This is a genomic window from Rhizobium sophoriradicis (assembly GCF_003939025.1).
GTDB classification, from domain to species: domain Bacteria; phylum Pseudomonadota; class Alphaproteobacteria; order Rhizobiales; family Rhizobiaceae; genus Rhizobium; species Rhizobium sophoriradicis.
In genome coordinates, this window is sequence record NZ_RQIH01000003.1 from 87,165 (window position 1) to 111,430 (window position 24,266).

Below are 24,266 nucleotides of genomic sequence, written 5' to 3' on the forward strand. Positions count from 1 at the left end.
GACGCGAATCAAGGGACAGCAAATGAGTGCGGACTTCGGAAGCATCGTGTTGCGTTTTTTGACCACGGCGTTATTCGCAGCGGTAGCCGGCACCGCAGGCTCGGCATCCGCCGGCGAGCAGATATTTGATGAACTGCGTTTCGGGGTCTCGACCTCGCTGCAATCGGGACATTCCCGGGAAGATGGCGTCTTTCCCGAAATCACCGCTCTCTTCGACCCTTTCGGATACGAGCAGGCCGTCGGCTGGCAGCAACAGTTGCTGCGTCCCCGTGTCCATCTCGGCACCTCGATCGGCACCGCGGGTGAAGCCACCCAATTCTTCACCGGCTTCACCTGGACTGTCGATCTCAACGAGAAGCTCTTTGCCGAAGCCGGCTTCGGCGGCGTCATCCACACCGGCGACCTGGACAACAATGATGACGGCCCGGACCTCGGCTGCCGCGTCCTCTTCCACGAATATGCCGGCGCCGGCTATCGTTTCACCCCGCATTGGAACGTAATGGCCCAGATTGCCCACTCCTCGCATGCCAATCTCTGCGACGGCCCGAACGACGGCATGACGCGCGCCGGCATCCAGATCGGCTACAAGTTCTGAGCAATTGCCGCCTTCATGAAAAAAGCCTGCCTGCCCCTGTGAACTGCCCCCGAAGTTGGGTGTCCAACTTTCGGGAGTCAGTTCACTGTGTTGACGGCAGGCTTTTTTCTGTCGCGCGCCGCCGCTACTTAAGCTAAAGACAGCGCAAAACGCGCCAGGGACTTTCCGCTCATGACCATTCCAAACACCATCCCGATCACGCCGGAACTCATCGCGGGCCATGGCCTGAAGCCGGACGAGTACCAGCGCATCCTGGATTTGATCGGCCGCGAACCGACCTTCACCGAGCTCGGCATCTTCTCGGCCATGTGGAACGAGCATTGCTCCTACAAATCCTCGAAGAGATGGCTGCGCACGCTGCCGACCAAAGGGCCGCGCGTCATCCAGGGGCCAGGCGAAAATGCCGGCGTGGTTGATATCGATGACGGCGACTGCGTCGTCTTCAAGATGGAGAGCCACAACCACCCCTCCTACATCGAACCCTACCAGGGTGCTGCGACCGGTGTCGGCGGCATCCTGCGCGACGTCTTCACCATGGGTGCGCGCCCGATCGCCGCGATGAACGCCCTGCGCTTCGGCGAGCCGGATCATCCGAAGACCCGCCACCTCGTTTCCGGCGTCGTTTCCGGCGTCGGCGGCTACGGCAATTCCTTCGGCGTGCCGACGGTCGGCGGCGAGGTCGAGTTCGACGCCCGCTACAACGGCAACATCCTCGTCAACGCCTTTGCCGCCGGCATTGCCAAATCCAACGCCATCTTCCTATCCGAAGCCAAGGGCGTCGGCCTTCCGGTCGTCTATCTCGGCGCCAAGACCGGCCGCGACGGCGTCGGCGGCGCCACCATGGCGTCGGCCGAATTCGACGAATCGATCGAGGAAAAGCGCCCGACCGTTCAGGTCGGCGACCCCTTCACCGAAAAGTGCCTGCTCGAAGCCTGCCTGGAACTGATGCAGACCGGCGCCGTCATCGCCATCCAGGACATGGGTGCTGCCGGCCTCACCTGCTCGGCCGTCGAAATGGGCGCCAAGGGCGATCTCGGCATCCTGCTCGAGCTCGACAAGGTGCCGGTGCGCGAAGAGCGGATGACCGCCTATGAGATGATGCTGTCGGAAAGCCAGGAGCGCATGCTCATGGTGCTGCAGCCGGAGAAGGAAGAGCAGGCCAAGGCGATCTTCGTCAAATGGGGCCTCGATTTCGCCATCGTCGGCAAGACGACCGACGACCTGCGCTTCCGCGTCGTGCACCAGGGCGAAGAAGTCGCCAATCTGCCGATCAAGGATCTCGGCGATCAGGCGCCGGAATATGATCGCCCCTGGCGCGAATCCGGCAAGCCTGCCCCCCTGCCCGCCAACCTCGTCGCCGCACCGAAGAATTACGGCCAGGCGCTGCTGCAGCTCGTCGGCTCGGCCAACCAGTCGAGCCGACGCTGGGTCTATGAGCAATATGACACGCTGATCCAGGGCAATTCGCTGCAGCTTCCGGGCGGCGACGCCGGCGTCGTGCGCGTCGACGGCCATAAGGGCAAAGCGCTTGCCTTCTCTTCCGACGTGACGCCGCGTTATGTCGAGGCCGATCCCTTCGAAGGCGGCAAGCAGGCGGTCGCCGAATGCTGGCGAAACATCACCGCGACGGGCGCCGAACCGCTCGCCGCCACCGACAATCTCAACTTCGGCAATCCCGAAAAGCCGGAGATCATGGGCCAGTTCGTTCAGGCGGTGAAGGGCATCGGCGAGGCCTGCCGCGCGCTCGACTTCCCGATCGTGTCGGGAAACGTCTCGCTTTACAACGAGACCAACGGCGTCGCCATCCTGCCGACGCCGACGATTGCAGGCGTCGGCCTGCTGCCGGACTGGCGGAAGATGGTTCGCATCGGCAGCGCCAACGCCGGCGACAAGGTGATCATGATCGGCCTCGACGGCAGCCATCTCGGCCAGTCCGTCTATCTCAGGGATGTGCTCGACAGCCGCGAAGGTCCCGCCCCCGAAGTGGATCTCTTCGCCGAACGCCGCAACGGCGATTTTGTCCGCTCCGTCATCCGCAACGATCAGGCAACCGCCTGCCACGACATTTCCTCGGGCGGCCTTGCCGTCGCACTGGCTGAAATGGTCATGGCATCCGGCAAGGGGCTGACGATCGATCTCGGCGAATGCAAGGGTGCGCCGCATGCGCTGCTCTTCGGCGAAGATCAGGCGCGTTATGTGCTGACGGTGCCGGCCGATGTGGCGGATTTCGTCTGCGCCAATGCGGAAGGCGCCGGCGTCCCTTTCCGCCGCCTCGGCACGGTCGGTGGCGATGCGCTCGTCGTCGGCGATCTCATTGCGCTGCCGATTCAGCAATTGCGCGATACCCATGAATCGTGGTTCCCTGATTTCATGGAAGGCCGCGGCGAACTCGCCGCGGAATAATGCGCAAGGAGTAACGATCATGGCCATGAAACCCGGCGATATTGAAGACATGATCAAGGCTGGGATTCCCGGTGCCAAGGTGACGATCCGCGATCTGGCGGGCGACGGCGATCACTACGCCGCCGAAGTCGTCGCCGAAGCCTTCCGCGGCAAGAGCCGCGTGCAGCAGCACCAGATGGTCTACGAGGCGCTGAAGGGCAATATGGGTGGCGTATTGCACGCGCTCGCACTGCAGACCTCGGCGCCTGATTGACATTTGCGGTAGCCCACCCTCTCCACATTCCTGTGACGAGCACAGGTGGTAAGAGAGGGCGAATCTGTGCCGGCCTATGAAGCAATGCTGTGATTTGTCTTTGTACACTGACAGCGAGTTTGGCGAGAACACCAACCACGCTCTCCGTCATCCCAGGCCCTGAGCCTGGGATCCATGCGACTGCTGCTGATGGATGCGGTGTGGATGCTCGGCTCAAGGCCGAGCATGACGGAGGGTGGGTTCGGGGCTGTGGTGAACGCCCATTGATCCCGGCACCCTGCCGGCTGGAATTAAGTCGAGTGCCCAAAAAGAAGCCACCAACGCACTCGACGTAAACGCCATACGTCCATCGCTAACGAGGTACTCGGGCCTTCAAGCCGGCAACCTGTCCTGCTCCGGATAAGCAAACACCGAAGCCGGCATCGGTCCTGATGTCATCAGCGTGAAGTCGAAGGGCGCCTTGAGATCCGGCCCCAATACATATTGCCGATGGACGCGCAGCTGATCCTTGCGGATCTTGCGGTAATGTTCGCGCGCCAGCATCTGCTTGACGCGGATCAGGAGCATCTTCGCCGGGGGCGCCTCCGCATGACCGCAGACGGTGACAACCGGCACTTTGTAGAAATTGATCGAATCCGTCAGGCACTGCACATCGAGCCAAGAGATCTCGGGACAGCGGGCGATCAGACCGACACGGGCGCGCAGCAGGCTCGCAGACGATAGCAGCGCGCATTGCAGAATGGCGCTGCCGAGGGTTGCAAATACCACACGTTTGCCCTTGAAGATCTCCGGCTCCCTTTCCAGCAAGATGCCGATGACATGGGCCGCCACATTCGATCCCATGCTGTGCGAGGAGATCACATATTCATCCGCCTCCTCCTCAAGCGCCTTGCGCACCGCGGTGGCCCGGTCTTCCAGCCAGTCGTTGAAATCGGCACGGTGCATGCGGCCGAGCGCCACCGCCATTGCCCAATCGGCAAAGAGATGCAGCGTATGGAAGCGTTCGGAAAACGGCAGGAAAGCGAAGATGAAGAAGCAGAGCGCCAGCGGCCCGCTCCACAGCATGTGCCATAGCGAAAAACCGAGACGATAGGGCGCGACAGCGATCAGCGCCGTCAGCGCAATCGCCAGCCCCGTCAGCAGAAATGGAAAGAGGAAGAACAGGCCGAAGCGCCAGGCATGACGGAAATATCGCCGCATGCCGCCTTCGAGCATGATCTGGGCGCAGCTGCGAAAACCTGCAGCGATCTGGCTCAGCGTATTGCCACTGCGCAGCCTGCGCACGAACATGTCGTGATCGACCATGTGGATTCGGCTCTTCGTCTGCCAAGTGGCAGGAGCAGGGTCTTCCCCGGGCGCCGAACCGGCTGCCCCGGGCGCCATCTCGGCTGCCCCGGGCACCTCGCCGCTGGTCGTAACCTCGAAACTGAGGGGATCGCTGCCGCCGTCCGGCGTCCCGACCTCGAGCGAGTAGCCCCAAACGGCGGAACTCTGCCTGGCTGAGCGCTCGTAGCGCGCCCGGTGGGCAGCGCCGTCAAGCGGCTCGAAGCCCGGAAAATGCAGGACGACCCGCTTTTTTATCAATCTCATTCCGCTCTTTCGGCCGGGCGAATGGCCGGCATGTTCGTGCGATCCGGCTGCTGTGCCGCCGATCTCGGCGAAAAAGCAGGTATGATCTCGAAGGCGTCTTGCTAACCGAAGTCATCAGGAATTCAATAGCCGCCATGTCGTTTCCACCGTGAGCGGAGGGGTTTTGTGGCCGATCTTGTCAAAGAACTGATATCAGGCGTTGTCGACAGCGTATTGAAGGAAATCCTGAAGAAAACCAGCGGCCGCATCACGACGAAGCGCAGGAGGCGTAAGACGCGCCCCGCTGCGACAACTGCTGCCGCCCGAAAGACGACCTCCGCCAAGCGCAAACCCGCCCGCAAACAGGTCAGCAAGCGACGCACAGCCGCCGGTCGCAGCCGCCAACGCCGCAGCTGACGCAACTATCCGACCGCTGAACCCCGACCCTCGGCGACGTCGGAATTGACCGGATGCAGGCCCATCTAGCCCGACAACCGTAACGTGATAGCAACATCGCCGAAGTGGCCTGACCAGATTGGTCTTTTTTTGGTTTAGGCGTCTGGAATTCCTGCTGTCACATGCTATCTAAGGACAACGATTGAAACGGTGGGCCTTTAACCCGCCCGTTGAAAGGATCAGGTCCCATGAGCGGCATTCACGAATTCATCGACAACGAAATCAAGAGCAACGACGTCGTCCTCTTCATGAAGGGCACGCCGCAGTTTCCGCAGTGCGGTTTCTCCGGCCAGGTCGTGCAGATTCTCGATTACATCGGCGTCGACTACAAGGGCATCAACGTGCTCGCCGATTCTGAGATCCGCCAGGGCATCAAGGATTATTCCAACTGGCCGACGATCCCGCAGCTTTACGTAAAGGGCGAGTTCATCGGCGGCTGCGACATCGTCCGGGAAATGTTCCAGGCCGGTGAACTGCAACAGCATCTCCAGGAAAACGGCGTCACCGTTCGCGGCGCCGCCTGACCGGTCACCGGACGTCCGCCCGGTTTCCAAATCTGTTTCTCGAGTCCGAGGCGCTGCGTTGAGCAGCGCCTTGGCCTGTTTATGGGAATTTCATTGTGACAGATTCATCGCAAGCCGTGTCCGCGGGCCGCCTGCCCATGGGCAAGCGTGAATTCATCGCGCTCGCCGCGTTTCTGATGGCCGTCAACTCTCTGGCGATCGATATCATGCTGCCGGCGCTGCAGCAGATCGGGGCGAGCCTCGGCGTCGAGAGCGAAAATCATCGACAATTCGTCGTCTCTACCTATCTGCTCGGTTTCGGCTGCGCTCAGCTGTTCTACGGGCCGCTCTCCGACCGCTTCGGCCGCCGCACGCCGCTGTTGATCGGTCTCGTCATCTACATTCTCTCCGCCATCAGTATCGTTTTCGTCCCCTCTTTTGCCGGGTTGCTCGCCCTGCGCTTCCTGCAGGGCGTTGGTTCGGCCGCAACCCGCGTCATCACCGTCTCCATTGTCCGCGATATCTATGGCGGCCGGCAGATGGCCGAAGTGATGTCGCTGATCATGATGGTCTTCATGATCGTGCCGGTGATCGCGCCCGGCGCCGGCCAGATCGTCATGTTCTTCGGCAACTGGCACCTGATCTTCCTCTTTATTGCCGCCATGGCGACCGGTATCGCCGTCTGGGCTTACATCCGCCTGCCGGAAACCCTGCATCCGCAGAATGTCCGCCCCTTCACCGCCCGTTCGATCTTCGGCGCCTTCAAGCTGGTGCTGACCAATCGCGTCGCGCTCTGCTACACCATCGCCAGTACCTTCATTTTCGGCGCACTGTTCGGCTTTATCAATTCCGCCCAACAGGTCTATGTCGGCATTTATGATCTCGGCGTCTATTTCCCCTTCGCCTTTGCCGGCGTGGCGATCTTCATGTCGTTGTCGTCCTTCTTCAACTCGCGATTCGTCGGCAAGCTCGGCATGCGTCGCCTGTCGCATGGCTCCCTCATCGGCTTCATCGCCATCAACACCATTTGGCTCATCGTCCAGATGGCGAGTTCCGAGCCGATGCCCTTCGCCCTGTTCATCAGCTTTTTCGGCCTGGCCATGTTCCAGTTCGGCTGGATCGGCTCGAACTTCAACTCGCTCGCCATGGAGCCGCTCGGCCATGTCGCCGGCACCGCCTCCTCCGTGCTCGGCTTCATGAGCACGGTCGGCGGCGCCTTGATCGGCGCCGGCATCGGCCAGGCCTTCGACGGCACTGCCCTGCCGATGGTCGCCGGTTATTTCATCGTCTCGATTGTCGGGCTGATCTTCGTGCTGATCGCCGAAAAGGGCCGCCTCTTCCAACAGCAGAACCCGGCCGTCTGAACGGCCGGCCTCGTCTGCATCCGGGATTTCACCACATGACGCCGCATAAACCGCACCAGGAAAACCAGGGCTCCCGCCGCATCGGCATGGGTTTCGGCGAGTTCGTCGTCACCATTGCGATCATGACGGCCAGCATCGCCATGGCCATCGACAGCATGCTGCCGGCATTGCCCAATATCGGCCATTCCCTCGGCGTCACCAATACCAATGACGCCCAGCTGATCATCGGCGTGTTCTTCTTGGGCTTCGGCGTCTCGCAGATATTCTTCGGCAGCCTTTCCGATACGTTCGGCCGCCGCAACATCCTGCTCGGCGGCCTGGTTTGTTACATAATTGGAATGTTTGCCGCCGCAGCCACCGGCAGTTTCGAAATGCTGCTCCTGATGCGTTTCGTTCAGGGCGTCGGCGGTGCAGCCGTACGCATCACCACCATGGCCATCGTCCGCGACTGTTTCGGCGGCCGCGAAATGGCCCGCGTCATGTCCTATGTCATGATCGTCTTCATGATCGTGCCGATCGTCGCCCCATCGGTGGGCCAGCTCATCATCCTATATACCGACTGGCACTGGATCTTTATCCTGCTCGGCGCCGTCGCCACCATCCTGTTCCTCTGGGCTCTTCTGCGGCTGAAGGAATCGCTGCCGCCGGAAGAGCGCCTGCCGCTGTCAGTCAGCTCGGTCACCGACGGCTTCAAGACCGTGCTCACGAACCGCATCACCTCAGGCTACATGATCGGTCTCACCATGTTTACCGGCGTCATCAGCGCCTACGTGATCTCGGTGCAGCAGGTCTTCGGCGAAGTTTACGGCCTCGGCGATTGGCTGCCGATCGCCTTTGCGGCTACCGCCGGCGGCATCGCGGTGGCTAATTTCGCCAACGGCTTCTTCGTCCGCAAATTCGGCATGCGCCGCATTTCGCATGCCGCGCTGCTGATCTTCACGGCACTGTCGGCAGCAGGCTTTCTCATTGCTCTGGCCGGCAAGGCGGATTTCGCCACAGCCTACGGCATCTTCACCATCGTGCTGATGATGTTTGCCGTGATCGCCACCAATTTCACCGCCATCAGTCTTGAGCCGATGGGCAATCTCGCCGGGACGGCGACCGCCATCACCGGCTTCGTCTCGACGACGGCAGGCGCCATCCTCGGCGGCCTGGTCGGCCAGATGTTCAATGGCACGGTGCAGCCTCTCTTCGGCGGCTTCGCGCTCTTCGGCCTGGTGACGATCGCAGCCACCCTCTGGGCCGAGAACGGCAAGCTCTTCACCCATCCCGGAGACAGCCCGCAGCTGGATCCGGGTGCAGCGCATTTCTGACATCGAAATCATTGGCGTCAGCGCGACAGGCATATTCGATGGACGACCGAATTCTGATCAGGCCTTACGCGCCAAGCGATGCAGACGCGACGATCGAGATTTTTCTGCGCGCCATTCGGGAGGTTTCATCGAAAGACTATTTGCCCGCTCAGATCGAGGCTTGGGCAAAGGTGGAAGATCGCAGGCTATGGGCGCAGCGCCGGATAAGCAGACCTGGCTGGATCGCGGAAATCGATGGAGCGCCGGTGGGGATTTCCGACCTGACCGATGACGGATGCCTGGACATGATGTTTGTGCACCCTGAATTTCAGGGGCTCGGTATCGCAAGCCGCCTGTTGAGCAGGGTCGAGAAGGAAGCTCTGAACCTCGGATTCACCCGAATCTATACGGAGGCGAGCCGAACCGCCCGGCCGTTTTTCGAGCGCAGGGGTTTCCGCGTGATAACCGGGCAAACCGTCGAGAAACGCGGGCAAAGCCTGGAAAATTTTCTGATGGAAAAGCTCTACGCGAAGTAGGGTCGAACCGCCGATCCGCGTCGTCGAACGAAGCCGGCATTCCCCGTCGAAGGCTACGGCCGCAAAACAGTGTTCTGCGGCCGGTTTTCATGCGTTCAAACGGTAACCACCTCACGGCGCAGCACCTCCCACGAGGCCTTGTCGGGGGCAATCAGCAGCCCGCCGTCGAGATGGTGTGGCAGATAGGAAGAACCGTCGAAACGGGCGGCATGGGCGCCGGCCTCCTGGGAAATGAGCGTGCCGGCGAGGTGATCCCAGGGCATCAGCTTGTTGTACATGAGGTAATGCACATGGCCGCCCGCAAGGGTGCGGTATTCATGGGCCGCGCAGCGATAGTTGGTGAGGAAGCGCACCTTGGCGAGATTGCCGAGGATCTCGGCCCGCTTCTCCTGCGGCAGGTAGCCGGTGGAGGCCATGCCGACCATCTGGTCGAGCGCGACAGGCTCGGCGGCACGCAGCCGCCGCGCTTCGCCGTCCGGCCGCCGCAGCCAGGCGCCGCCCCCCTTTTCCGCCATCACCCAATCGTCGCCCATCGGATCGTAAATGATGCCGGCAACCGTCTCTCCGCCTGATATGACGGAGGCCATGACGCCGAAGGCCGGAATGCCGGCGGCGAAATTGAACGTGCCGTCGACCGGATCGACCACGATGGCGAGATCCGCGTCTGCCAGCCTGCCAAGCAGCGCCGGCTCGGCCGCGACCGTTTCTTCACCGACGAACAGCGCGCCGGGCCAAAGCCGTTCGGCTTCCGCCTTGATCATCCGCTCAGCCTGCTCGTCGGCCTCGGTGACGAGATCGGTTGCCTCGCTCTTGGCGCGTACGTCATCCCGACCAAGCCGGCGGAAGCGTGGCAGAATCTCCGCCTTCGCCGCCCGGCGCAAGAGATCGGCAAGAGCGGTCACATCGACAGTCGCAGTCATGTCAAATCCTTTCGCGTGTCAAATCATATGCCGATGATTTCGCGGCGGATCAGCTGCCAGCTTTCCCTGTCGGGTGCGGAGATGATGCCGCCCGTCGTCTCGCCGGGCCGATAGGGCGTGCCGTCGAATTTCGCGGTATGGCCGCCGGCTTCCTGATGCGCAAGCACTCCGGCCAGGTGATCCCAGGGCATCAGTTTCGCATGACCGATGAAATGCAGCTTGCCGGAGGCGACCATCCAGTATTCGTAGGCCGAGCAGTTGAAAGCGAAGGTCATCCTGATCTTCGCCAGGTTGGAGCAGATGCGCGAGCGATCCGGGTCGTCCATATGGCCCCAGGAGATGCCGCCGACCATCTGATTCAGGGCGGCGGGCTCCGCCACCTTGAGCCTGCTCGATTGCCCGTCCTGTCGCGTCAGGAAGGCGCCCGCTCCCTTGATCGTCGTCACCGTGTCGCCAAGGACCGGATCATGTATGATGCCGGCGACCATCTCGCCCCTGACGGTGACCGCCAGCATGGTCCCGAAGACGGGAAGCCCGGCGGCGAAATTGAAGGTGCCATCGACAGGATCGATGACGAAGGCGAGCTCGGCGTCGGCAAGGGCAGGAACGACGGACCGATCGGCGTCATAGGCCTCCTCGCCGACAACGAGGGCTGTGGGAAAACGCTCTTTCAGCGCCGCGGTAATCCTATGTTCGGCGAGCACGTCCGCCTGCGTCACCAGATCGGTCGCTGAGGTCTTTTCCGAAACATCGGCAGCGCCGAGATTGCGGAAACGCGGCATGATTTCGGCGCGTGCCGCCTCCCTGACGCTATCGCCAAGAAAGAGAATATCCTTATCTGAAATGCTCATGCGAAATCCTGTCCTTCATGCAACGACCAGCCTCCCCGCAGCCGGCCTTTCACGAAGGGTCGGCGACTGTCAAGCCGGAAAAGTCGAAGAGCTTCGGATCAAGCAGATGCGAGGGATTCACATGCGCAAGCGCCCGCAGCATCGTGTCTTTTCGCCCCGGCATCCGCCTTTCGATATCGGCGAGCATGTCCTTCATCGCATTGCGCTGCAGCCCGTCCTGCGAGCCACAGAGATCGCACGGGATGATCGGAAACTGCATAGCGGCAGCGAACTTGGCGAGGTCGTCTTCGGCCGCATAGGCAAGCGGCCGCAGCACCATCAGGTCACCCTCGTCGTTCAGAAGCTTCGCCGGCATCGAGGCCAGCCGCCCGCCATGGAAGAAATTCATGAAAAAGGTCTCGAGAATGTCCTCACGGTGATGGCCGAGCACCAGTGCATCACAGCCCTCCTCCCGCGCGATACGGTAGAGATTGCCGCGCCGCAGCCGCGAACAGAGCGAGCAGTAGGTCGCCCCTTCCGGCACCTTTGCCTTCACGATCGAATAGGTATCGCGATATTCGATCCGGTGCCGGACGCCGATCCTCGTCAGGTAATCCGGCAGAACATGTTTGGGAAAGTTTGGCTGGCCCTGGTCGAGATTGCAGGCGATCAGTTCGACCGGCAGCAGCCCGCGCCATTTGAGATCGAGCAGCAGCGCCAGCAGGCCGTAGGAATCTTTGCCGCCGGAAAGGCCGATCAGCCAGCGCTTCTGCCCCTTCAGCATATCGAAATCGTCGAAGGCCTGGCGCACCTGCCTGAGCAGCCGCTTGCGCAGCTTGTTGAAGGAGACCGAGCGCGGCGCGTCGGCAAACAGCGCGTGGCCGCTGGTATCGGCCTCGCCACTCTCCATTTCGTCGGCGATGTTGGCTGCGATATTCATTGCTTCGTCCAATCAAGATTGCAGGCTTGAATTGCGAGCCCGTCTTATCAAGCTGCCTTTAGCAGAAAGTCGCCGGCCAACACAGCATCAATCACCGAACACCGACCAGCCGGTGCGCGCCGCCAGCATCTCCAGCGCCACGGCGCCGAGCTGCGAATTGCCGACCTTGTTCAACCCGGGCGACCAGACTGCGATCGATGCAATGCCCGGCGCAACAGCGAAGATGCCGCCGCCGACACCGCTCTTGCCGGGCAGACCCACGTGATAGGCGAAATCGCCCGAGCCGTCGTAATGGCCGCAGGTCAACATCAGTGCATTGATGCGCCGTGCCCGCTTCGGCGAGACCACCGAATGGCCGGTCATCGGATTGCTGCCACGCGCAGCCAGGAACAGCCCAGCGCGAGCCAGCTGCTCACAGTTCATAGACAGGGCGCATTGATGGAAATAGACGCCGAGCACGTGTTCGACCGGATGGTCGAGATTGCGGTAGGCGCGCATGAAGTTGGCAAGCGCGACGTTGCGATATCCCGTCTGCGTTTCCGAGCGCGCCACCTTGTCATCGATGGTGATCGACTCGTCGTCGGCGAGATAACGCACGAAGCGCAGCAACTCGCCGATCGCCTCGCGCGGCGCATGCCCGGCCATGACGACGTCGGTGACGGCGATCGCGCCGGCATTGATGAAAGGATTGCGCGGGATGCCGCTCTCATGCTCGAGCTGGACGATCGAGTTGAAGGCCGATCCCGACGGTTCGCGCCCGACGCGCTTCCATAGACTTTCGCCGACCTTGCCGAGCGCCAAGGTCAGCATGAAGACCTTAGAAATGCTCTGGATCGAGAAGGCGATATCGGCATCGCCGACACGATAGACCTTGCCGTCGACGGTGACGATCGTCATGCCGAACTGCCGTGGATCGATCTTGGCGAGCTCGGGAATATAGTCGGCGACCTTGCCCTCGCCGACCCGGGGCAGAATATCGGTATAGATACTGTCGAGGATCGCCTGCAGATCCGCCATCGCTTCTCTCCGGATAACAAAAAAGCCGCCCGAAAGAGCGGCTTTTCCATAAGCGAAAACGCCTGGTTCTTCTTAACGCGAATAGAATTCGACGACCAGATGCGGTTCCATGACAACCGGGAACGGAACGTCGCTGAGCGTCGGAACGCGGCCGTAAGTGGCGACCATCTTGTTGTGATCGACTTCGATATAGTCGGGAACGTCGCGTTCGGCGAGGCTGACAGCTTCCAGAACGGTCACCAGCTGCTTCGACTTTTCACGAACTTCGATGACGTCGCCGGCCTTGCAGCGATAGGAACCGATGTTGACGCGCACACCGTTGACGGTGACGTGACCATGGTTGACGAACTGACGGGCAGCAAAGACCGTCGGAACGAACTTGGCGCGATAGACGATCGCGTCTAGGCGGGATTCCAGAAGACCGATCAGGTTTTCGGAGGTGTCACCCTTGCGACGGGAAGCTTCAGCGAAGATCGCGCGGAACTGCTTCTCGCGCAGGTCGCCATAATAGCCCTTGAGCTTCTGCTTGGCGCGCAGCTGCACACCGAAGTCCGAAAGCTTGCCCTTGCGGCGCTGGCCGTGCTGGCCCGGACCGTATTCGCGGCGGTTCACCGGGGACTTCGGACGGCCCCAGATGTTTTCGCCCATACGGCGGTCAATTTTGTACTTGGACGATTCGCGCTTGCTCATCGTATTTCCTTTCAAAGGTTTATGGCGGCTTGTTACCAAACCGCACGAAGGAAACACGCCCTCCTCTGATCTCTTTCGAGAGCTGACAGGATGTTTCGGTTACGCGAACAGAAACGATCCACGGGACATGTCAAATGAAACACCGGACATTGCTGCCCGGTGCTTGGCGCGGTCTTTAGAGGCCCCTCATGAAAATGTCAACTGCGCCGACACCCGAAAGCGCCACTATTCCGCAGCGAGCGGCTGATCGCCTGTATCCGGCGCATTGGCATCACCCGGTGCGGTCTGGCAATTCATGTCGGGGAAAGCCACGATACGTTTGCCGGAGAAGTCCGTGTGCACGACGACAATCCCCTGCTCCTCGAAATAGCCGAGCAGACGGCGGGCGCGCCGCGCCGAATGGGTGCCGTAGGCCCGAGCGATGCGGGCGTCGGACGGGCACGGCTCGCCGCAGACGGCGGCCTTGGCGAGCATCAGGAAAACACCCTGCAGGTCATCCGTGACGCCTGACGACAGCGACAGCGCCGTCGCCCACTCATCGCTCGCCGCTGTCGCGGCATCGACGCCGGAACGGGAAATCGCCACGCGCCTGCGGAAATCCGGCAGTGCGATCGGCGGTCCCGGCACGCGGCGCATGCGCAGCCGTACGAGAAAATCCTGATAGAGCACGGAATCGGTGCGGAAGGCTGAGGTGGGATCGTCGAGTATCTCGGCAAGAACGCCGGCAAGGCGCTCTTCCCGCTCCTCGGCGGAGATCTCCGGCTGGCTCGCCCGCGGCTCGACCGGCGCTGGGGATGCCGCCGGCGTCGAGCGCGAGAGCTCCGCCAAAATGTCGGTGGTCGGCCGCGGCGCCGGCGGCACGCGGCGCACGAGCGGACGTTGGAATTCCTCCGGATCGGGTGTGAAGATCAGGTCCTCGACATCCTGCGGCGCATCCGGCAGCGGCATGAGCTTTGGGCTGGAGGACCGCGCCGAGGTTTCCACCGCGCCGATCTGGATCGGCAACGGCCGGCGCGACAATGCCGGCCCCAGAGCGACGAAATTGCCGCGCTTCAGGTCGCGAAACATCTCGGCCTGGCGCCGGTCCATGCCGAGAAGGTCGGCTGCACGCGCCATGTCGATATCGAGGAAGGTGCGGCCCATCAGGAAGTTCGAGGCCTCGGCCGCGACGTTCTTGGCGAGTTTGGCAAGCCGCTGGGTGGCGATCACCCCGGCAAGCCCGCGCTTGCGGCCGCGGCACATCAGATTGGTCATCGCCCCGAGCGACATCTTGCGCGCATCTTCCGAGACATCGCCGCCCACCGAAGGCGCAAACATCTGCGCCTCGTCGACGACGACGAGAACCGGATACCAATATTCCCGATCGGCATCGAACATGCCGTTGAGGAAGGCGGCAGCGGCACGCATCTGCTGCTCGATATCGAGGCCTTCAAGCGTCAGCACGCAGGACACCCGATGCTGGCGGATACGGTTGGCGATGCCCGCCAGCTCCGCCTCGGTGCGCTCGCCATCGACGACGATATGGCCGAACCTGTCGCTGAGGGTGACGAAATCACCCTCAGGATCGATGATGACCTGCTGCACCCATTGCGCGGATTGCTCGAGCAGACGGCGCAACAGATGCGATTTCCCCGATCCGGAATTGCCCTGCACGAGCAGACGCGTTGCCAGCAGCTCCTCGATATCGAGCGTCGCCGGGCTGCCGGACGCCAATCCCATATCGATACCAACCTGCAATGCCGATCCTCGCGACGAAAAGACTCACATGAACGAAGCGCCATTCTTCCGAAACGGCATCGCCCCGTCTATCAAAGAATCTGCTGATTTTCAGGGCCGGATTTCGCCAACCCACAGGACAATTCCCGGCCTCAATCGAGAAGCCGATCCATCGCCGTTATCGGCAGCACGAGACGAAGCGCCGCGCCGGAAAGCCGCCGAAAACCGAAGCGCTGGTAGAAGTCTGCCGCACGCTCGTCTTTGGCATCAACGATCATGCCTAGAATTCCGATCTGGCCCGCGGCTGATCGCGTTATCGCGAAGGCATGAACGATCAATGCGTCTCCGAGGCCTCGGCCCTGATATTCACGATCGACGGCAAGCCGGCCCAGTATCAGGAACGGCAATTCCTCATAGGGTCCCGCCTGGATCTTTGGTGGAAGATCTTGACGGGAAACCGAATGAGCGCTCAGCGAGAAATAGCCGGCAATTCGCGCCTCGTCACATAGAACATAGACGCGTGTCAGACCACGCTTAATATCCTGATTGGCGAAGCGTCTCAGGTAGGTATTCAATGCGTCCACGCCGCAATCGAATCCCTCTTGGTCATGCCGTTTTGGGTCGAGCAATTCAAATTTCATGAGCCGCCGATGATATCGCGATATTTCTTGACGGCATTGATCATACGCTCTGTCGGCTTTGCCGGTTCGTCGAATGCCGCGAAAAAGCTTTCCCAGTCCTCGGCCGTAAAGCGCGTCCGCCCATGTTCGGCAATTACGGCCTCGGCCTTCTCGCGAATGCTTTCGCGGATGAATTTGCTCTTGTCGAGATGAAGGTAATTACGCGCAGTTTCCATCAGTTCGAACGTCGGTCGGTCGACGCGGATCTTCAACGTATCGTCTCTGTGAGCATTCTGGGCCATATCAGCTCCTTGTCTTTGTGGGTGCAATTGTACCCACAAATCATCTGGCGTCAAATATAGCTCTATGCTTTCAGGCCGAATCCCTGCATCAGCCGCCGCGTCGCGAAATCCTGCTGGCCTGACGTAAACATGGCGAAGTCGAAATTATCGGGATGCACGGCATCGGCTATCAGCGGAACCAACGTGCGGGCGCGCCGCGCTATCGCTTCGGCTGGATCAAGCCAGTCGACCGGCCAAGGGGCAATCCGCCGGAAAAGATTAGCCATGAAAGGATAGTGGGTGCAGGCGAGCACGACGATATCCGTCTTCTGACCGTCCCTCTCGACGAAACACTGGTCGATTTCGGCAAGCACCGCGTCATCGGAGAGGGCGTCGCCACGGATATAGGCTTCCGCCATGCGCGCCAGATTCTCCGAACCGACGAGACGGACATGGCATTGCTGCGCGAAGGACTGGATGAGATCGCGGGTATAGGCCCGCTTCACCGTTCCCGGCGTTGCGAGCACCGAGACGAGGCCGGAGCGCGTGCGCTCAGCCGCCGGCTTGATCGCCGGCACGGTGCCCACGAAGGTCATCTGGGGAAAGGCGGCGCGAAGATCGGCGCCGACAAGGGTGAAAGCGGTGTTGCAGGCAATGATGCAGACTTCGGGATCATAGTCATTCAGCAGCTTGCCGAAGAGCCCGATAATCCGCTCTTTCAGCGCCTGTTCCTCCCAGCCGCCATAGGGAAAGCCGGCATCGTCAGCGACATATATGAAGCCTCGCTCCGGCATCAGCACGCGCGCTTCGCGCAGCACTGTCAGTCCGCCGATCCCTGAATCGAAGACGAGGACGGGTTTCAGCTCATTCGTCGGCGCTGTCATCGGAGGGCGCTTTCTTGCCGGATCTGGTGGAGCCGCCTTTGCGCGGACTGTTCCGCGTAAAGCGGTCGAGAGAGGAAATGACGCCGCGCAGCACGCTGATTTCCTGTTCCGTGAATGCCCGGCGGGAGAGGACAGCGCGCAGGTTGTCGACCATTTTCGGCTTTTTCGAGGGCGGATGAAAATAGTTGCGCGAATCGAGCGCCTCTTCCAGCTGATCGAACAGGCCGAAGAGCTGCTCCTTGGTGGACGGGCGCTGCTCGAGCGCCTGGAACGGCACGGCTTCCAGATCCTCCATGCCCGATTTCATCCACTCATAGGACATGAGCAGCACGGCCTGGGCGATGTTGAGTGAGGCGAAAGCGGGATTGACAGGGAAGGTGACGATCTCGTCGGCAAGCGCCACTTCCTCGTTGGTCAGGCCCCAGCGCTCGCGGCCGAAGAGGATACCGGTCGCCTCACCTGCCCGGAATTTCGTGCGCAGCGTCTCGGCAGCAAAAACCGGCGAGCGCACCGGCTTGTAATTGTCGCGGCTGCGCGCCGTCGTGGCATAAACGAAGTTGAGGTCGGCTATCGCCTCGTCCAAGGTGGCAAAGACCCTCGTGCCCTCAATCACGTGGTCGGCCTTGGAGGCTGCAGCCTGCGCCTTCTCATTCGGCCAGCCGTCACGTGGATTGACGAGACGAAGATCGACAAGGCCGAAATTCGCCATGGCGCGCGCCACCATTCCGATATTTTCGCCCATCTGCGGCTCGACCAGAATGATAACCGGCCCCTCGGCCAGAAGTTGACGCTCGCTGTTCGTGCCTGCCATGGTCTTATCCTTGTTTCGAGCGCGCAATAGCCTCGCCCGCCGCAAACGGCAAGACGTCGGCCTGCGGATAGAGCCTTTCCAGCGCCGAACCAATCATTTCGAGCCCCAGCCTGGCGCCCTCGCGCGACAGCGGCAGATGTCGTCCTGTCGTCCGCGACGCCTTGCGCTTGATCAGGAAACAGCTCGAGCCGCGCGGAGCGGCATCGTCGATCAGGGCAAGGTCCGCCGCGATCAGCCTGTTCAGATTGTCGTCGGAGGCCGGCGCTTCATAACTCTTCGCCAGGATACGCGCCCAGTAGGTGCAGGACAGGAAGATCGCCAGCGTCTGGCGGATCTGGCCGGGCCGCGTCACCACCGACCAGGAAGAGCCGAGTGGCCGCGCCGCCACCGTTACATCACGGTAGCAGGCATCGATTTTCTGCGACAGTGCCATCAGCTCGAAACCGCTCTTGCCCTCACCGAGGGCGCCAAGCAGATCGCGCAGCGCCTGGAACCAGCGGGCAAGCGCAGAATCGAGCGCGCCACGTGTGCGTGTGGGAAAGACGATGAAAGCGACCGCCGTTCCGGCCGCCGCTCCGATCATGGTCTCCCCGATCCGCAGCTTCAGCAGATCGAGCGTCAGCACGCCCGTCATGCCGTAAACCAGGCAGAGCACGATTGAGATGAAGAAGGTCATGGTCGCATAGGAAACCTGCAGAAAATAGAAGGCGAGGAAGATACAGACGGCGGCAACCGGAATGGCGATATCAGGCTCGCCTGAAATCAGCGTCGCCAGCACAAGACCGATAGCGATCCCGAACACGGTCCCCAGCGAGCGCGACAGCGCCCTCATCGCGGTGTCGCCGCGCGAATTGGTGTTGGTGAAGACGAGGAAGGAGGCCAGCACCGCCCAGAACCATCGTTCGCGCGACAAGAGCAGCCCGAAGCTCATGGCGATCGCCGACGCGATGGTGATTTGCAGCGCTGCGCGCAGCAGCGGATTGGCAAGCGAAAAGTCGATTGCCTGGGATTGCACCATATCCTTGCTGTCATCGATCTTGGAGAAACCGGAGGCCCGCCCATCGCCGATCGCCTGCGTCAACTGCTGCCGCGCCTTGCCGAGCCAGAGAAGCGCCCGCACGGTTTCGTCCTGCGGCTGATCCCCAACGGCGTCGACCATCCCCTCAAATCGTGCAAGTTCCGCCATATCCGCCTCGATGACGGCGTGGACGAGCGGGAAAGGCGGCGGGCTCTGGAAGCTCAGCACGATCGCGCTCTCGGCGGCAAGATGGGCGTCGAAAAGGCGGATCGCCAGTTCGGCGGCGGGATCGGCGGCGCCATCGAAAACGCCGGCCGGCGGGCGCGGAATGAAGGTCTCCGCCATCAGCACCACTTCCTTCAGCCGGTCTTCCAGCTGGCGCAGCTCCTGCCGGTCGGTTTCGCCGATCTCGGCGCCGTTGATAACCGCGAGCTTGAAGAGGATCTGGTTGATCCGGCCCCTGACGCTTTCGAGCGAGCGCAGCAGGTCGCGCCGCCAATCGTCGGGCAGCAGCACCGCCCTCACCAGATGGCCGACAAGTACCGCGACGACGGGGCCGATCGCCACCGCCGGCAGTTCGGCGAGCGGCGGCCGGAAGTAGGCGCCCATGAAATAGGAGGTAAACGCGAACATGCCGATGGCAAAACCGCGCGGCCCGAACACCCGTCCGGCCGATGCCAGCGCGATCACCGCCAGGAAGATGAGATCGGAGAGCAAGCGGTGATCCTCGAGCCCCGCCGCAATGCCAACGACGGCAAGGCTTGCCGCACAGCCGAAGAGCCGCGTTATCAACTGGCGGGAATTGCCCTTGTCGCGCACCGCCACGCCGCCTTCGATCGACAGCACGATGCCGAGGCCGAAGGCCGCAGTCGGCAGTGGCAAGATTGCCATGTGGATGGCAAGAAGGACTAAAAAGGAGAAAACGATCGTCAACGTCACCCGCAGCGCCATGCGCAAGCGCGAAAGCGCCGGATCATTGGCAAGCAGCCAGTCGCGAGCCTGAAAGCCGGAAAACAAATGCAGAAACCCCTCATGCCGCGGAAGGATCGACAGAGACATCGAGTCTCGACACTCGCGAATATGACCACCTATTGGCCCTTGGCAATCAGCGCCATCGTCGCCTTCAGGGAATTGTGGCCCTGCGTTTCGATATTCTCGGTGATGATATCGTCGATCACCGGCTGGCCGGCCTCCTCGACCACCTCGAAGCGAACGGTCGTATAGTCCTTGGCACCCGGCGCGTCCGAACAGGCGGATTTCCTGAAGCGCACCGTGACCTCGGTCGTCCCGTTGACCGGGGGCGCCGCCGCCATTGTCAGATCCTCCAACGGGCATGCATCCTGGCCGTTGACGATGACGTCGTAGTCGAACGGCGATATGCCGTCGTCGTCCGCGGCGGGAAATTGCGCGGCTGCGTGGTATCTGGCGACGAAGTCCTTGCTGTAGAGATGGTCGAGCCGGCTCGCAGCGAAAATGTCGGTCCAGTCGCTGTTGTTATCGGCCCAGTTGCTCTTGGTCGCGTCCATGATCTCCTGCACGGGAGCGGTAGCATCGGCAGCATGGGCAGCCCCCGAAGAGCCGATAAGACTTGCGATAACAATGGCGATTGTCTTCATGGTCGAATGTTCCGGGGCGGGCAAATCAAGGCGGACACAGAGCATGATGCCGAAAAGTGTGAGCGGTTTTCGGACAACATCATGCTCTAACTCTTTAGTTTAGAACAGGATTCAGATTTTAGCCCGATCCGGCCTAAAATCATCCTGTTCTAGCCAGATTTCAGCGCTTGGCAATGGCGGCAAAAACGCATTGCGAGAACCGTTGCAGCTTTGCGTTCCCGGTTCACAATGCTATAGCGCTCCTCATCACGTCACCCACCCGGGACGCTTGTCCCCCTTCAAGCTCGAACGAGGCAGATACATGAACAAGATCAAGGTCGCCAATCCCGTCGCCGATCTCGACGGCGATGAAATGACACGCATCATCTGGCAGCTCATCAAGGATAAGCTGATCCATCCGTATCTCGACCTCGACATCGACTATTTCGACCTCTCGGTCGAAAACCGCGACGCCACCAACGACCAGGTCACCGTCGACGCCGCCAATGCCATTAAGAAGTACGGCGTCGGCATCAAGTGCGCGACGATCACGCCGGATGAAGCCCGCGTCAAGGAATTCAACCTCAAGGAAATGTGGAAGAGCCCGAACGGCACGATCCGCAACATCCTCGGCGGCGTCATCTTCCGCGAGCCGATCATTTGCCGCAACGTTCCGCGCCTGGTTCCCGGCTGGACCCAGCCGATCGTCGTCGGCCGCCATGCCTTCGGAGACCAGTACCGCGCCACCGATTTCAAATTCCCCGGTAAGGGCAAGCTGACCATCAAGTTCGTCGGCGAAGACGGCACGGTCATCGAGAAGGAAGTCTTCAACGCGCCGGGCGCCGGCGTTGCCATGGCCATGTACAACCTCGACGAATCGATCCGCGAATTCGCCCGCGCCTCAATGATGTACGGCCTGATGCGCAAGTGGCCGGTTTACCTGTCGACCAAGAACACCATCCTCAAGGCCTATGACGGCCGCTTCAAGGACATCTTCGAAGAAGTCTACGAGACCGAATTCAAGGATCAGTTCAAGGAAGCCGGCATCACCTACGAACACCGCCTGATCGACGACATGGTTGCCTCGGCGCTCAAGTGGTCGGGCGGCTACGTCTGGGCGTGCAAGAACTATGACGGCGACGTCCAGTCCGACACCGTTGCCCAGGGCTTCGGCTCGCTCGGCCTAATGACCTCGGTTCTGCTGACGCCCGATGGCAAGACGGTCGAAGCGGAAGCCGCCCACGGCACGGTGACCCGCCACTACCGCCAGCACCAGAAGGGACAGGAAACCTCGACGAACTCGATCGCCTCGATCTTCGCCTGGACCCGCGGCCTCGCTCACCGCGCCAAGCTCGACGACAATGCCGAGCTTGCGAAGTTCGCCTCGACGCTGGAAAAGGTCTGCGTCGACACCGTCGAATCCGGCTTCATGACCAAGGACCTGGCGCTGCTCATCGGCCCCGATCAGCCGTGGCTCTCGACCACTGCCTTCCTCGACAAGATCGACCAGAATCTGCAGACGGCGATGGCGTAAGCCAGCCCTTTCGGGATAGCATTGAAACGGCGGGGATTTCCCCGCCGTTTTCATTTTGGGAGAACCGCAGATGACGGCGACCGTGCGTCCGCTCGAACCTTCTGACCGTACCGCTTGGGAGCCCCTATGGAAGGCGTATCAGCGCTTCTACGAGGTGGTCATCCCTGCCGATACCACGGATCTCACCTGGAACCGCTTCCACGATCCTGACGAACCGATGCACGCGCTCGGCGCCTTTGATCAAGACGGCCGCCTCGTCGGCATCGTGCATGCGATCTTTCACCGCTCCTGCTGGCTGCCGCAATGGACCTGCTATCTGCAGGATCTCTATGTCGCCGATACCCAGCGCGGCCTCGGCACCGGTGCCGCACTGATCGATGCGGTCGCCGATCTTGCGCGCGCAAACGGCGCAGGCAGGCTCTACTGGATGACGCACGAAACGAATGCCACGGCGCGGCGGCTGTACGACCGGATCGCCGAACGCTCAGGCTTCATCCAGTATCGCAAAGCTCTCTGACGATCGGACTTGCACAAAGACCTCGCCGCGCTATTGATTCCGGGCGACGGCAATGCCTGACAGAACGGCAACAGGAGGAAGATGTCATGACCGAAGAATTGGTATTCTATACGAACCCGATGTCACGCGGGCGCATCGCGCGCTGGATGCTGGAGGAAATCGGTCAGCCCTATCGCACCGAACTCCTGACCTTCGGCGAAACTATGAAGGCGCCGGAATATCTTTCCGTCAACCCGATGGGCAAGGTGCCGGCAATCCGCCGCGGCAACACAGTGGTCACCGAATGCGCGGCAATCTGCGCCTACCTCGCCGAGACCTTCCCGGAAAAGGGGCTGGCCCCAAGACCGGAGGAGCGCGCCCGCTATTACCGCTGGATGTTCTTTGCCGCCGGTCCGCTGGAATCGGCGGTGACGATGAAGGCGCTCGGTTTCGAAATTCCGACGGAGCGCCTGCGAATGGCCGGCTGCGGCGGTTTTGGCGACGTCATGAACACGCTCGAAATGGCCGTTTCCGGCTCGACCTATGTCACCGGCGAGCGCTTCACCGCCGCCGACGTCTATGTCGGCGCTCATATCGGCTGGGGCCTCGGCTTCGGCTCCATCGAGAAACGTCAGGCCTTCGTCGATTACTTCGGCCGCGTCAGCGAGCGCGAAGCCTATAAGCGCGCCAATGCACTGGACGACGAGGCCGGCAAGACGATGCAGGCGGCCTGAGCGTTCAGGCACGATCGAGCACGCGGCGACTCCGCCGCGTCCTCGCGCGAGGTCAGGCAAGCGGCATGTGGATCTCTGTCAGAAGCTCGGTTGGCGGCACGTCACGTGGATTGTTGAGATATTCCTCGAACATGACGCTGTCCTTCAACTGCCGTCCTGATTTGGGTAGCCATTCCGCATAAAGCCACTGATAGGCCTTATGCATGTCGGCATAGGGGCCCTTGTGACGCAATACCGCATAGGTGCCGCCGTCGACCCTGCGCCGCTCGAACGGCGCTTCGGCCGGAACGTCGGCTGAGCTGGTCACACAGGCGATCGAGCGCAGCTGTTCGGCCGGCACGATATCGGGATCGTCGAGATAGACACCGATCATCCGCATGTCGGGCCTGGCGAGGCCGCGGGCGTAAAGCGTGCCGAACAATGTCTCGAAGGCTTTGCCGATCTGCATATAAGAGCCTGGTATGGGCGACGCCGATCAGCTCGGTCGGCGCGATCTCACGTATGGTAACGTCGAACATGGTTGGGGTCTTTCCGTTAGGTGAGGGTTCAAAGGCTGTGTGGCTTCCCTCTTTCCGATAGCGGGCCGGCGGCATGCCGTAGACCGACTTGAAAATGCGATTGAAGGATTGGAGATTGGGATAGCCTGATCGTTTCGCAATCTCGCTGACGGCAAGCTCCGTGCCGACGATCTCGCCCGCCGCGCGATGCAGCCTCAGCCGCTTGACGGTGGCCGCCAGCGTCTCGCCATAAATCGCCCGGTAGATCCTGTGCCAGTGATAGCTCGACAGGCAGGCGATCCCGGCAAGGCGCTCCATATCCAGCTCCTCGTCGAGGTGATCGTGGATATAGGCAGAAACCCGTCTCAGACGGCTTTCATAAAGTGCCCATGCCGTTTCGCCATTCATGTCAAACCTCGTGCAAATCGATCGGCTGCAGAGAACCATAGCTCGATTTGACAAATCCTGCGGACTTGCACTGGCGGCGAATCCAACGCTACGCGGCAGAAGAAGCGTCGCTATTGCCGACTACGCCGCCTAACCTCCCTCATTCCTGTGCTCGTCACAGGAATCCAGCCACGGCGCGTCCGCGCCGTGAATGAATCAGTATCTAAAGAAAAAAACTCCTTCGCCCCCAAGGACTTGGGCGCACTGGATGCCTGTGACATCCCTCGGGCGAAGCCCTGAGGATACAGGAATGAGGGAGGTCTGG

At 61.4% G+C, this 24,266-nt stretch carries 24 protein-coding genes and 1 pseudogene; 11 read left to right on the forward strand and 14 right to left on the reverse strand.

Features of this window, described 5'->3' with window-relative positions:
- The first annotated feature begins 22 nt into the window (after positions 1 to 22).
- The 3 genes from EFR00_RS05060 to EFR00_RS05070 all read left to right on the forward strand — a co-directional run bounded on the left by EFR00_RS05060 (position 23) and on the right by EFR00_RS05070 (position 3,251).
- Positions 23 to 595, forward strand: a complete 573-nt coding sequence (locus tag EFR00_RS05060) for an acyloxyacyl hydrolase (RefSeq protein WP_077989222.1) — start codon at positions 23 to 25, stop codon at positions 593 to 595.
- 171 nt (positions 596 to 766) lie between these two features.
- Complete coding sequence (purL, locus tag EFR00_RS05065) at positions 767 to 2,998, forward strand: phosphoribosylformylglycinamidine synthase subunit PurL (RefSeq protein WP_077989223.1); 2,232 nt, start codon at positions 767 to 769, stop codon at positions 2,996 to 2,998.
- Between the two features lie 19 nt (positions 2,999 to 3,017).
- Positions 3,018 to 3,251: a BolA/IbaG family iron-sulfur metabolism protein gene (locus EFR00_RS05070; protein ID WP_004676237.1), complete on the forward strand. Its 234-nt coding sequence runs from the start codon at positions 3,018 to 3,020 to the stop codon at positions 3,249 to 3,251.
- 372 nt (positions 3,252 to 3,623) lie between these two features.
- On the opposite strand, the gene EFR00_RS05075 is transcribed toward EFR00_RS05070, so the two are convergent.
- Entirely contained in the window at positions 3,624 to 4,841 is a 1,218-nt protein-coding gene (locus tag EFR00_RS05075; protein WP_077989224.1) for a hypothetical protein, read from the reverse strand.
- 165 nt (positions 4,842 to 5,006) lie between these two features.
- Between EFR00_RS05075 and EFR00_RS05080 the strand changes: the two genes are divergently transcribed.
- The 5 genes from EFR00_RS05080 (at position 5,007) to EFR00_RS05100 (ending at position 8,971) form a co-directional block, all read left to right on the forward strand.
- Complete coding sequence (locus EFR00_RS05080) at positions 5,007 to 5,237, forward strand: hypothetical protein (RefSeq protein WP_009994515.1); 231 nt, start codon at positions 5,007 to 5,009, stop codon at positions 5,235 to 5,237.
- A gap of 227 nt (positions 5,238 to 5,464) precedes the next feature.
- Positions 5,465 to 5,800 carry a Grx4 family monothiol glutaredoxin gene (gene grxD / locus EFR00_RS05085; protein WP_009994514.1) on the forward strand — a complete coding sequence of 112 codons (336 nt, stop codon included), beginning with the start codon at positions 5,465 to 5,467 and terminating at the stop codon, positions 5,798 to 5,800.
- 137 nt (positions 5,801 to 5,937) lie between these two features.
- Complete coding sequence (locus tag EFR00_RS05090) at positions 5,938 to 7,143, forward strand: multidrug effflux MFS transporter (protein ID WP_077989225.1); 1,206 nt, start codon at positions 5,938 to 5,940, stop codon at positions 7,141 to 7,143.
- A gap of 35 nt (positions 7,144 to 7,178) precedes the next feature.
- Complete coding sequence (locus tag EFR00_RS05095; protein ID WP_039619983.1) at positions 7,179 to 8,456, forward strand: multidrug effflux MFS transporter; 1,278 nt, start codon at positions 7,179 to 7,181, stop codon at positions 8,454 to 8,456.
- 38 nt (positions 8,457 to 8,494) lie between these two features.
- Positions 8,495 to 8,971, forward strand: a complete 477-nt coding sequence (locus EFR00_RS05100; protein ID WP_009985787.1) for a GNAT family N-acetyltransferase — start codon at positions 8,495 to 8,497, stop codon at positions 8,969 to 8,971.
- A gap of 95 nt (positions 8,972 to 9,066) precedes the next feature.
- On the opposite strand, the gene EFR00_RS05105 is transcribed toward EFR00_RS05100, so the two are convergent.
- From EFR00_RS05105 to EFR00_RS05160, 12 genes are all read right to left on the reverse strand, one after another.
- A complete protein-coding gene (locus tag EFR00_RS05105) occupies positions 9,067 to 9,891 on the reverse strand; it encodes an inositol monophosphatase family protein (RefSeq protein ID WP_077989226.1) in 825 nt (274 codons plus the stop codon).
- A 23-nt stretch (positions 9,892 to 9,914) separates the two neighbouring features.
- A complete protein-coding gene (locus EFR00_RS05110; RefSeq protein WP_077989227.1) occupies positions 9,915 to 10,742 on the reverse strand; it encodes an inositol monophosphatase family protein in 828 nt (275 codons plus the stop codon).
- Positions 10,743 to 10,791: 49 nt separating this feature from the next.
- Complete coding sequence (ttcA, locus tag EFR00_RS05115) at positions 10,792 to 11,661, reverse strand: tRNA 2-thiocytidine(32) synthetase TtcA (RefSeq protein ID WP_077989228.1); 870 nt, start codon at positions 11,659 to 11,661, stop codon at positions 10,792 to 10,794.
- A gap of 87 nt (positions 11,662 to 11,748) precedes the next feature.
- Positions 11,749 to 12,678, reverse strand: a complete 930-nt coding sequence (locus EFR00_RS05120) for a glutaminase (RefSeq protein WP_038689233.1) — start codon at positions 12,676 to 12,678, stop codon at positions 11,749 to 11,751.
- Between the two features lie 72 nt (positions 12,679 to 12,750).
- Positions 12,751 to 13,368, reverse strand: coding sequence for a 30S ribosomal protein S4 (rpsD, locus tag EFR00_RS05125; protein ID WP_009994534.1), 618 nt, complete (start codon positions 13,366 to 13,368; stop codon positions 12,751 to 12,753).
- 225 nt (positions 13,369 to 13,593) lie between these two features.
- Positions 13,594 to 15,105: a helicase HerA domain-containing protein gene (locus EFR00_RS05130; RefSeq protein ID WP_077989229.1), complete on the reverse strand. Its 1,512-nt coding sequence runs from the start codon at positions 15,103 to 15,105 to the stop codon at positions 13,594 to 13,596.
- A 131-nt stretch (positions 15,106 to 15,236) separates the two neighbouring features.
- Positions 15,237 to 15,668 carry a GNAT family N-acetyltransferase gene (locus EFR00_RS05135; RefSeq protein ID WP_245345023.1) on the reverse strand — a complete coding sequence of 144 codons (432 nt, stop codon included), beginning with the start codon at positions 15,666 to 15,668 and terminating at the stop codon, positions 15,237 to 15,239.
- Between the two features lie 53 nt (positions 15,669 to 15,721).
- The gene (locus EFR00_RS05140) at positions 15,722 to 16,006 is read right to left on the reverse strand and encodes a type II toxin-antitoxin system TacA family antitoxin (protein ID WP_009996840.1); all 285 of its coding nucleotides are present in this window, start codon (positions 16,004 to 16,006) and stop codon (positions 15,722 to 15,724) included.
- A 62-nt stretch (positions 16,007 to 16,068) separates the two neighbouring features.
- Entirely contained in the window at positions 16,069 to 16,869 is an 801-nt protein-coding gene (gene murI / locus EFR00_RS05145; protein ID WP_009996839.1) for a glutamate racemase, read from the reverse strand.
- Complete coding sequence (locus EFR00_RS05150; RefSeq protein WP_077989230.1) at positions 16,850 to 17,680, reverse strand: RNA methyltransferase; 831 nt, start codon at positions 17,678 to 17,680, stop codon at positions 16,850 to 16,852. Before EFR00_RS05150 ends, murI begins: the two co-directional genes overlap by 20 nt.
- A 4-nt stretch (positions 17,681 to 17,684) precedes the next feature.
- Positions 17,685 to 19,721, reverse strand: coding sequence for an FUSC family protein (locus EFR00_RS05155; RefSeq protein WP_179363775.1), 2,037 nt, complete (start codon positions 19,719 to 19,721; stop codon positions 17,685 to 17,687).
- 65 nt (positions 19,722 to 19,786) lie between these two features.
- Positions 19,787 to 20,314, reverse strand: a complete 528-nt coding sequence (locus EFR00_RS05160; RefSeq protein WP_077989231.1) for a hypothetical protein — start codon at positions 20,312 to 20,314, stop codon at positions 19,787 to 19,789.
- A 301-nt stretch (positions 20,315 to 20,615) separates the two neighbouring features.
- Between EFR00_RS05160 and EFR00_RS05165 the strand changes: the two genes are divergently transcribed.
- From EFR00_RS05165 to EFR00_RS05175, 3 genes are all read left to right on the forward strand, one after another.
- Positions 20,616 to 21,827 carry an NADP-dependent isocitrate dehydrogenase gene (locus EFR00_RS05165; protein WP_038689249.1) on the forward strand — a complete coding sequence of 404 codons (1,212 nt, stop codon included), beginning with the start codon at positions 20,616 to 20,618 and terminating at the stop codon, positions 21,825 to 21,827.
- A 70-nt stretch (positions 21,828 to 21,897) separates the two neighbouring features.
- On the forward strand, positions 21,898 to 22,344 hold the full coding sequence (locus EFR00_RS05170; RefSeq protein WP_077989232.1) for a GNAT family N-acetyltransferase: 447 nt from the start codon (positions 21,898 to 21,900) through the stop codon (positions 22,342 to 22,344).
- Between the two features lie 86 nt (positions 22,345 to 22,430).
- A complete protein-coding gene (locus EFR00_RS05175; RefSeq protein ID WP_077989233.1) occupies positions 22,431 to 23,057 on the forward strand; it encodes a glutathione S-transferase family protein in 627 nt (208 codons plus the stop codon).
- 52 nt (positions 23,058 to 23,109) lie between these two features.
- Here EFR00_RS05175 and EFR00_RS05180 read toward each other — a convergent pair.
- Positions 23,110 to 23,962: pseudogene (locus EFR00_RS05180) on the reverse strand (AraC family transcriptional regulator).
- Between the last annotated feature and the right edge of the window lie 304 nt (positions 23,963 to 24,266).